Annotated in this window: 10 protein-coding genes; 1 reads left to right on the top strand and 9 read right to left on the bottom strand. The window is 74.5% G+C overall.

Annotated elements, in window-relative coordinates; all coding sequences use genetic code 11:
• Positions 1–430: 430 nt before the first annotated feature.
• Genes DEP02_RS27275 through tsaB form a run of 4 tightly spaced genes read right to left on the bottom strand, consistent with a single transcriptional unit; the run spans position 431 to position 3,003 of the window.
• Positions 431–697: a hypothetical protein gene (locus DEP02_RS27275; protein ID WP_112470344.1), complete on the bottom strand. Its 267-nt coding sequence runs from the start codon at positions 695–697 to the stop codon at positions 431–433.
• Positions 694–1,806, bottom strand: coding sequence for a tRNA (adenosine(37)-N6)-threonylcarbamoyltransferase complex transferase subunit TsaD (gene tsaD, locus DEP02_RS27270; protein ID WP_112470343.1), 1,113 nt, complete (start codon positions 1,804–1,806; stop codon positions 694–696). Before tsaD ends, DEP02_RS27275 begins: the two co-directional genes overlap by 4 nt.
• A complete protein-coding gene (rimI, locus tag DEP02_RS27265; RefSeq protein WP_112470342.1) occupies positions 1,799–2,305 on the bottom strand; it encodes a ribosomal protein S18-alanine N-acetyltransferase in 507 nt (168 codons plus the stop codon). The genes tsaD and rimI overlap by 8 nt, the downstream gene beginning before the upstream one ends.
• Positions 2,306–2,349: 44 nt before the next feature.
• Positions 2,350–3,003, bottom strand: a complete 654-nt coding sequence (tsaB, locus tag DEP02_RS27260) for a tRNA (adenosine(37)-N6)-threonylcarbamoyltransferase complex dimerization subunit type 1 TsaB (protein ID WP_112470341.1) — start codon at positions 3,001–3,003, stop codon at positions 2,350–2,352.
• Between the two features lie 112 nt (positions 3,004–3,115).
• Here tsaB and DEP02_RS27255 point away from each other — a divergent pair, with 112 nt between their 5' ends.
• The gene (locus DEP02_RS27255; protein ID WP_198668612.1) at positions 3,116–3,673 is read left to right on the top strand and encodes a hypothetical protein; all 558 of its coding nucleotides are present in this window, start codon (positions 3,116–3,118) and stop codon (positions 3,671–3,673) included.
• 19 nt (positions 3,674–3,692) lie between these two features.
• Here DEP02_RS27255 and DEP02_RS27250 read toward each other — a convergent pair whose 3' ends face one another.
• The 5 genes from DEP02_RS27250 to DEP02_RS27230 all read right to left on the bottom strand — a co-directional run.
• Entirely contained in the window at positions 3,693–3,878 is a 186-nt protein-coding gene (locus DEP02_RS27250) for a hypothetical protein (protein WP_112470339.1), read from the bottom strand.
• A gap of 129 nt (positions 3,879–4,007) precedes the next feature.
• The gene (tsaE, locus tag DEP02_RS27245) at positions 4,008–4,529 is read right to left on the bottom strand and encodes a tRNA (adenosine(37)-N6)-threonylcarbamoyltransferase complex ATPase subunit type 1 TsaE (RefSeq protein ID WP_112470338.1); all 522 of its coding nucleotides are present in this window, start codon (positions 4,527–4,529) and stop codon (positions 4,008–4,010) included.
• Positions 4,495–5,724 carry an alpha/beta fold hydrolase gene (locus DEP02_RS27240; protein WP_112470337.1) on the bottom strand — a complete coding sequence of 410 codons (1,230 nt, stop codon included), beginning with the start codon at positions 5,722–5,724 and terminating at the stop codon, positions 4,495–4,497. Before DEP02_RS27240 ends, tsaE begins: the two co-directional genes overlap by 35 nt.
• 176 nt (positions 5,725–5,900) lie before the next feature.
• Positions 5,901–7,100: an alanine racemase gene (alr, locus tag DEP02_RS27235; RefSeq protein ID WP_112470336.1), complete on the bottom strand. Its 1,200-nt coding sequence runs from the start codon at positions 7,098–7,100 to the stop codon at positions 5,901–5,903.
• Between the two features lie 89 nt (positions 7,101–7,189).
• Positions 7,190–8,411, bottom strand: a 1,222-nt coding sequence (locus DEP02_RS27230) for an NAD(P)H-hydrate dehydratase (RefSeq protein WP_112470335.1), incomplete at its 5' end; no start/stop codon positions are given.

Raw genomic sequence — 8,411 nt, 5'->3', positions numbered from 1 at the left:
CCTCTCCTCCCACCGAGACGGGCGGGCCGGGTGGGCCAAGCCGGGGCGCAGCCCCGAACGGGGTCTGGGGCGGAGCCCCAGGGACGGGACCCCTCCCCCCACCGAGACGGGCGGGCCGGGTGGGCCAAGCCGGGGCGAAGCCCCCGCCGGGGTCTGGGGCGAAGCCCCAGGGACGGGACCCCTCACCCCACCGAGACGGGCGGGCCGGGTGGGCAAAAACAGGGCCCACCCCGGCGGCAGCCGAAACGCAAGGAACCCGCCCCCGGGCGAACCGGGGACGGGGTCCCATCGAGCGCTGGGCAGGCCTTGCACCTGCATTTCCCCGCGGGAAGCGGGGCGTCTTTCCTTGGACCACCAACGCACTGCTCGCGACCCTTTGCTGGCCGCTTGCGTGTGATGATCATAGCGCATCCGGCCGGCGGTCGGCCAATCAGGCGTCCGGCCCCTCACCGACCGCCTCGAACCGCCACCGGTGCACCGCCCGCGTCACCAACTCCCCGTCCGGCTCGGGAAGCTCGGGCAGATCCGCGTCGTACGACGCTTCCCACCACGTGATGACCAGCACCCGGTCCTGCGGGGCACGGAAGGTCTCCCGGCGCAGAGGTTCCCGCGCGAGCGCCTGCCGGCGCACCCAGGCGAGGAGTTCCTCCCCCCGGCCCTCGACCGCCCGCGCCTCCCACATCAGCGCAACCGTCACGAGTACAGGTTCTCCTTACTGACCTCATGCACATGATCATGACTGTGATCGTGATCGTGCCCCGGCACATGCGGTTCCGTCACCGGCAGCGACGAATCCGCCGACAGGTCCCAGCCGGAGGCCGCCCGCCCCCGGCTGACCATCTCCGCACCCAGCGCCGCCACCATCGCCCCGTTGTCCGTGCACAGCTTGGGCCGCGGCACCCGCAGCCGGATCCCCGCCGCCTCGCAGCGCTCCTGCGCCAAGGCCCGCAGCCGCGAGTTCGCGGCCACGCCGCCGCCGATCATCAGGTGGTCGACGCCCGCGTCACGGCAGGCCCGTACGGCCTTGCGGGTCAGTACGTCCACCACCGCCTCCTGGAAGGAGGCCGCCACGTCCCGGACCGGGACCTCCTCCCCGGCCGCCCGCTTGGCCTCGATCCAGCGGGCCACCGCCGTCTTCAGGCCGGAGAAGGAGAAGTCGTACGCCGCATCGCGCGGCCCGGTCAGTCCGCGTGGGAAGGCGATCGCCTCCGGGTCGCCCTCCCGCGCGTACCGGTCGATCACCGGGCCGCCCGGAAAGCCCAGGTCCAGCACGCGCGCGACCTTGTCGAAGGCCTCGCCCGCCGCGTCGTCGATCGTCGCGCCCAGGGGCCGTACGTCCGAGGTGATGTCCGTGGACAGCAGCAGCGAGGAGTGGCCGCCGCTCACCAGCAGCGCCATCGTCGGCTCCGGCAGCGGACCGTGCTCCAGCTGGTCCACGCAGATGTGCGAGGCGAGGTGGTTGACCCCGTACAGCGGCTTGCCCAGGGCGTAGGCGTACGCCTTCGCCGCCGAGACGCCCACGAGCAGCGCACCCGCGAGCCCGGGGCCCGCGGTCACCGCGATGCCGTCCAGGTCCTTCGCGGAGACCCCCGCCTGCTTCAGCGCACGGTTGATGGTCGGCACCATCGCCTCCAGGTGGGCCCTGGACGCCACCTCCGGGACGACACCGCCGAAGCGGGCGTGCTCGTCGACGCTGGAGGCGACGGCGTCGGCCAGGAGCGTGGTGCCGCGCACGACGCCGACGCCGGTCTCGTCGCAGGAGGTCTCGATACCGAGGACGAGCGGCTCGTCCCTCATGTCAGTCATGGATCTCGGTTCCTTGTACACCGTTGGGGGAGGTTGAGCCCGCGGCGGAGTCGCCGTCGAACACTGTGGACAGGCGCATCACCAGGGCGTCCACGCTCCCCGGCTGGTAGTAGCCGCGCCGGACGCCGATCGGCTCGAAGCCGAAGCGCTCGTAGAGCTTCTGGGCGCGCACGTTGTCCACCCGGCACTCGAGCATCACCTCGGCGCACTCGAACGCGGTCGCCGCCCGAAGCAGCTCGGTCAACAGCCGGGCGCCGAGCCCGGCGCCCCAGTGGTCGCGGGCGACGGCGATGGTCTGCACGTCCCCCTGGTCACCGGAGACGGCCAGCCCGGCGTACCCGACGATCCGGCCGCCCTCCTCGGCGACCACGTACCGCCGGGTCGCCTCCAGGCCCCGGGAGTGCGCCAGCTCGGACCAGAACATGCCCCGGGACCAGGCGTCCTCCGGGAACAGGTCCTTCTCCAGTCCCACCACCGGCTCGATGTCCCACCAGCGCATCTCGCGCAGTGCGCAACCCGTGGCCCCGGTCGTCGCTCGTCCCGTCACTTCGGGGTGACCACCTTGTAGTTCTTGGGTACCTGGGCGTCCGGCCGGCGCAGGTACAGCGGCCGGGGCGCGGGCAGCTCCTCGCCGGCGGCCAGCCGCTCTGCGGCCAGCGAGGCGAGGGCTGCGGCCGACACGTGCTCGGGCTCGTGCGCCTGCGGGAACGTGTCGGGGTACAGCAGCGCGCCCGCGCCGACCGCGGGCAGGCCGCCGACCTCGTCGGCGATGTCGGCGGGCCGGTCGACGGCCGGGTCGGTGACGCGGGTGCGTGAGTCGGCGTAACGGGCCCAGTAGACCTCCTTGCGGCGGGCGTCGGTCGCCACGACGAAGGGGCCGGAGACGTCGGCGGCGTAGGCGAGGCCGTCGAGCGTGCACACGCCGTACACGGGGACACCGAGCGCGAGCCCGAGGGTGTCGGCGGTCATCAGCCCGACGCGCAGCCCGGTGTACGGGCCCGGCCCGGTGCCGGCCACGATGCCCGTGACGGCGTCCAGCTTGAGCCCGGCCTCGGCGAGCACCCGGTCGACGGCCGGCAGCAGGAGCTCTCCGTGCTGGCGCGCGTCCACCTGACTGGAGGAGGCGATGACGGCCGCACCGTCGTGCAGCGCGACGGTGACGGCGGGGGTGGCGGTATCCAGAGCGAGCAAGAGCACGCAAACAGCCTACGGCTCCGGCGGGCCCCGCACCGCCGCCCCGAAGGGATGCTTTCCGGCTGCTAACGTCCCGACAAAACAGCTCGTACGACCGACGCGGAGGTGGACGACCGTGGCAAGGAGCAGCTCGGGGTTCGTGGCCGGGCTCACCGCCGCCGCCGTCGCCGCGGTCGGCTTCCTCGCCCACCAGGCGCAGGCGAACGTTCCGCAGGAGCTGCGCGGCGGCCCCGGCGCCACGGCGACGCCCGCGGCGAGCGCCGGCAAGGCGCCCCGGGACGAGCGGCACCCCGCCGCCCTGCCCGGCGGCTTCGGCACCGGCGAGCGGGTCGTGTACTCGGTGGGCGACGACCGGGTGTGGCTGGTCGGCGCGGACGACAAGGTGCGGAACACCTTCGGGGTCCACCCCGGCAGCGTCGACCCGACGCCGGGGACCTACGCCGTCACGTCCCGTTCGGAGGCGGTCATCGGGACCGACGGTGTCCCCGTCGAGCACGTCGTGCGCTTCACCGCCGTGGGCGGGGTCGGGATCGGTTTCAGCGCGGCCGTGGACGGCTCCTCGCCGACGCCCGACCCGGCGGTGCGGACCGGCGGCATCCGTCAGTCGCGGGCGGACGGCGAGGCGATGTGGATGTTCGCGACGATCGGGCAGAAGGTCGTCGTCATCCGCTAGAGCGCGTCATCCGATGGAGTTACGCCGCCCGGCGCTGCTCCTCCACCGTCCGGGGGTCCACCGGTTCCGGGGCGCGCGGCGGCCGGGAGACCGCCTCCGCGGCGGCGCAGGAGGCCAGCAGTTCCCGCATGGACACACCGCCCACCGCATACGGCCGCGGCTCCGACTGCCGACGCCGCTGCTCGTTGTTCTCCATGGCCGGCATGGACGCCTCCTTGGGCCGGGGGCGGACGTGGTTAGGTATACCTAACCACGGGCTGGATACCATGTGACCATGCCGGACGCGCCCGGCGCAAGCACTTGCCGACGCGCTGTCGGAAAGTTCACGCGGGGTTCAGGCGGTCAGAACGCCCAGGTCGACGGCCGCCCACCGGTCCCCGACCCCGGTCACCGTCACCTGCCGCGCCTCGTCCGTGGTGGAGCCGACGGTCCGGTGGATCAGGACCTGCAGCCGCTCCTCGGTCAGCTCCTCCACCTTGCCCTCGCCCCATTCCACGACGATCACCGAGTCCGGCAGCGACACGTCGAGGTCCAGGTCCTCCATCTCGTCCAGCCCGCCGGACAGCCGGTAGGCGTCGACGTGGACGAGCGGCGGGCCGTCCCCGAGGGCCGGGTGCACACGGGCGATCACGAAGGTCGGGGAGGTGACGGCACCGCGTACGTCCATGCCCTCGCCGAGCCCGCGGGTCAGCGTGGTCTTGCCCGCGCCGAGTTCCCCGCTGAGCATCACGAGGTCGCCGGCGCGCAGCAGCTTGGCGAGACGGCGGCCCAGCTCCCGCATCTGCTCGGGGGAGTTGACGGTGATCTCGACGGAGACGGGGTCAGCCGGGGTGGGCGGTACTGCTGGTGCTTCCATACCGACCCACGGTAGTGCCTGCGGGGACCGCGCCCGCGCGGGTGAGCAGGTCGGCGAGGCGGTCGGTGACGAGCTCCGGGTGTTCCAGGATCACCAGGTGCCCGGCGTCCGGGACCAGCACCAGCTCCGCGTCCGGGAGCAGGTCGGCGATCGCCTCGCTGTGCTCGCTGGGCGTGACCAGGTCCTGCACCCCGGCCAGGACGAGCACCGGCATGTCCCTGAACAGGGCCAGCGCCTCGGTCTTGTCGTGGTCGGTGAAGGCCGGGTAGAACTCGGCGACCACGTCGATCGGTGTGCTCTCGATCATCCGCTCGGCGAACCGGGCGACGGCCGGGTCGATGTCCCGCCCGGCGAACGAGTACCGCTTGATGATCCCGGCGAACAGGTCCGCGGTGATCCGCCGCCCCTTCTCCACCAGTTCGGCCCGCTGCCCGAGCGCCTTCAGCACCCCGGGGAGGACCCGGCGCACCGCGTTGACGCCGGCCACCGGCAGCCCGAAGTTGACCTCGCCGAGCCGCCCGGAGGACGTACCGACGAAGGCGGTGGCGACGACCCGCTCGCGGATCAGCTCGGGGTACTGGGCGGCGAAGGCCATCATGGTCATGCCGCCCATGGAGTGCCCGACCAGCACGATCGGCCCCTCGGGCGCGGCGGCGTCGATCACGGCCTTCAGGTCGCGGCCCAGCTGGTCGATGTCCAGCGGTACGCCCTCGCGTGTCTGGGCGACGCCCCGCCCGGAGCCGCCGTGGCTGCGCTGGTCCCAGTGCACGGTCCGTACGACGCCGCGCAGCGCCGCGCGCTGGAAGTGCCAGGAGTCCTGGTTGAGGCAGTAGCCGTGGCTGAAGACGACGGTGACGGGGGCGGGGGCCTTGCGGCCGAAGAGCCGGCGGCGGCGCGGGCCGAGGTCCACGGCCGCGTCGGGGTCGATGTCGTCGACCTCGTAGTGGAGCTCGGTGCCGTCGTCGGCCAGGGCCCGGCCGGGGGTGCCGCGCAGGGCGCCGTAGGGTCCCGCCGAGTCCAGGGCGAGCCGGGCCTTCCTGCGTATGCCGCGGCCGACGGTCATCCGCTCGATGGCGACGCCGGCCGCCGCGCCCGCCGCCACCACGCCTATCGCGGCGCCCGCGATGCCGGTCGCCCTGCGCCAGCCGCCGGCCGCCCCCGCCGTGGCCCTCACGACCGCGCTGCTCTCGCTCACGTACCGCTCCTCTGTGTGCCGTACTGCTGTTCGCTCGGTGAGAGTGAAAGGTAGTGCCGGTCCTGGTCGTGGTGGTGCCGTGCTCCGGACACGGCGCCGCGCCGGGCTTCCGCGCCGGGGCTTTTACGCCGGTTGTCCGCGCCGTCTGTCCGCGCCGGTTGCCCACGCGGGCCGTCCTACGCGCCGTGCTCCCCGCCGCGTTCCCGGTCTGCTCCCTCGTTCACGTAGACGCGGGGAACACGCGTTCCGATGCGCGTGACGATCTCGTACGCGATGGTGCCGGCGGCCTGCGCCCAGTCCTCGGCGGTGGGCTCGCCGTGGTCGCCGGGTCCGAAGAGCACGACCTCGGAGCCGGTCTCGGGCTCGTCGCCGCCCAGGTCGACCACGAACTGGTCCATGGCGACCCGGCCCGCGACCGTACGCCACTTGCCGCCGACCAGGACCGGCCCGGAGCCGGAGGCGTGGCGCGGGATGCCGTCCGCGTAGCCGACGGGCACGAGTCCGAGGGTGGTCCCGCCGGGGGTGACGTAGTGGTGCCCGTAGCTGACGCCGTGCCCTCCGGGTACGTGCTTGACCAGGGCCAGCGAGGCGGACAGGGTCATGGCGGGGCGCAGCCCGAAGTCGGCCGGGGTGCCGATCTCGGCGCTGGGCGAGACGCCGTAGAGGGCGATCCCGGCGCGTACGAGGTCGAAGTGGGTCTCGGGGAGGGTGAGCGCGGCGGGCGAGTTGGCGATGTGCCGCACCTCGGGGCGCACACCGCGCTGTTCGGCGTGGGCGACCATCTCGCGGAAGCGGTCGAGCTGGGCGGCGATGGAGGGGTGCCCCGGTTCGTCGGCGCAGGCGAAGTGGGACCACAGCCCGGTGACGCGGATCAGCCCCTCGGCCTCGGCGCGCAGGGCCTCGGCGACGAGTTCGGGCCAGTCGGCGGGCTGGCAGCCGCTGCGTCCGAGGCCGGTGTCGGCCTTGAGCTGCACCCGCGCGGGCCGACCCGCGGCGCGGGCCGCCTCCCGGACCTCCGCCAGCGCCCACATCCCGCTCACGGACACGTCGAGGTCGGCCTCGACGGCCTCCCGCCAGGGCCCGCCGGGCGTCCACAGCCAGCACATGATCCGCACCCGTTCGGACGACAGCCCGGCCGCCCGCAGGGCGAAGGCCTCCTCCGGCGTGGCGGTGCCGAGCCAGGTCGCCCCGGCGGCGACGGCCGCACGGGCGCACGGAACGGCGCCGTGGCCGTACGCGTCGGACTTCACCACGGCCATGAGGGCCGCGCCGGGCGCCCGGTCGCGAAGGGCCCGCGCGTTGGCCCGCACCGCGGCCAGATCGATCTCGGCGCGGGCGCGCAGCGGTGCCGTCCGCGGATGTGCTGTCTCGTTCATCGCGCCCCAGTGTCTCAGAGGGGCCCCACGGCCCCTCCGCACCCGGGCGCGCAGCGGACGCGCCGCCTGTCCGGAACAGGGAGGTTCAGTCATGTGCGGATATGTACGTCCCGCCACGCCTCCGGGACGGCCTCCGCCACGTCGTGGGCGCCGATGGGGGCGTCGCGGGCGGCGAAGCGGCCGGCGAGGCCGTGCAGGTAGGCGGCCACGCTGCCGGCGTCGCGGGGGGTCAGGCCGGCCGCCAGCAGGGAGCCGGCCAGGCCCGACAGGACGTCGCCGCTGCCGGCCGTGGCGAGCCACGGGGTGCCGGTCGGGTTGACGCGTACGGGGCCGCCGTCCGGGTCGGCGACGAGGGTGGTCGAGCCCTTGAGGAGGACGGTCGCCCGGTAGCGGGCGGCGAGTTCGCGCACGGAGGACAGCCGCGCGCCCTCGACCTGCTCGCGGGCCACGCCGAGCAGGGCGGCGGCCTCTCCGGCGTGCGGGGTCATCAGGGTGGGGGCGGTACGGGCGCGTACGGCGTCGCGGTCGGCGAGGCGCAGGCCGTCCGCGTCGATCAGTACGGGTACGTCCGTGTCCAGCACCTCCGCGACGGTCGCCGCGTCGTCCCCGGCGCCCGGTCCCACCACCCACGCCTGCACGCGCCCCGCCTTGTGCGGCCCCTGGTCGGACACCAGCGTCTCCGGGAAGCGGGCGATCACGGCCTGCCCGGCCGGCCCGACGTACCGCACCGCGCCCGCCCCGCCGTGCAGCGCGCCCGACACGGCGAGCACGGCCGCGCCCGGGTAGCGGGCCGAGCCCGCCGCGATGCCGACGACGCCGCGCCGGTACTTGTCGCTCTCGGCGGCCGGCAGCGGCAGCAGACCGGCCACGTCGGCGTGTTGCAGCGCCTGCAGCTCGGGCTCGGCGGGCAGTTCGGGGCCCAGGCCGATGTCGACGAGCCGGACCGTACCGGCGTGCTCGCGCGCCGGATCGATGAGCAGCCCCGGCTTGTGCGTGCCGAAGGTGACGGTCAGGTCGGCGCGTACGGCGGCGCCGAGCACCTCGCCGGTGTCCGCCTCGACACCGCTCGGCAGGTCCACGGCGACCACGGCCGCCCGCGAGCGCGCCGCACGCTCGGCCAGCGGCGCGGCCTCCGCACGCAGACCGCCCTTGCCGCCGATGCCGACGATGCCGTCGACGACGAGATCGGCCCGGTCGATCGCGGCAACGGCCGCATCGACCCGGGCCACGCTCCCGCCCGCCCGGCGCAGCGCGGCGAGGCCGCCGGGGTGCGCGTGATCAGGCGCCAGCAGCACGGCGACCACCCCGGCC

The sequence above is a fragment of the Streptomyces triticisoli genome (assembly GCF_003270085.1).
Taxonomy (GTDB): Bacteria; Actinomycetota; Actinomycetes; order Streptomycetales; family Streptomycetaceae; genus Streptomyces; species Streptomyces triticisoli.
The sequence above is the reverse complement of the archived record's forward strand: the minus strand, read 5'-3'. Positions and strand labels throughout refer to the sequence as shown.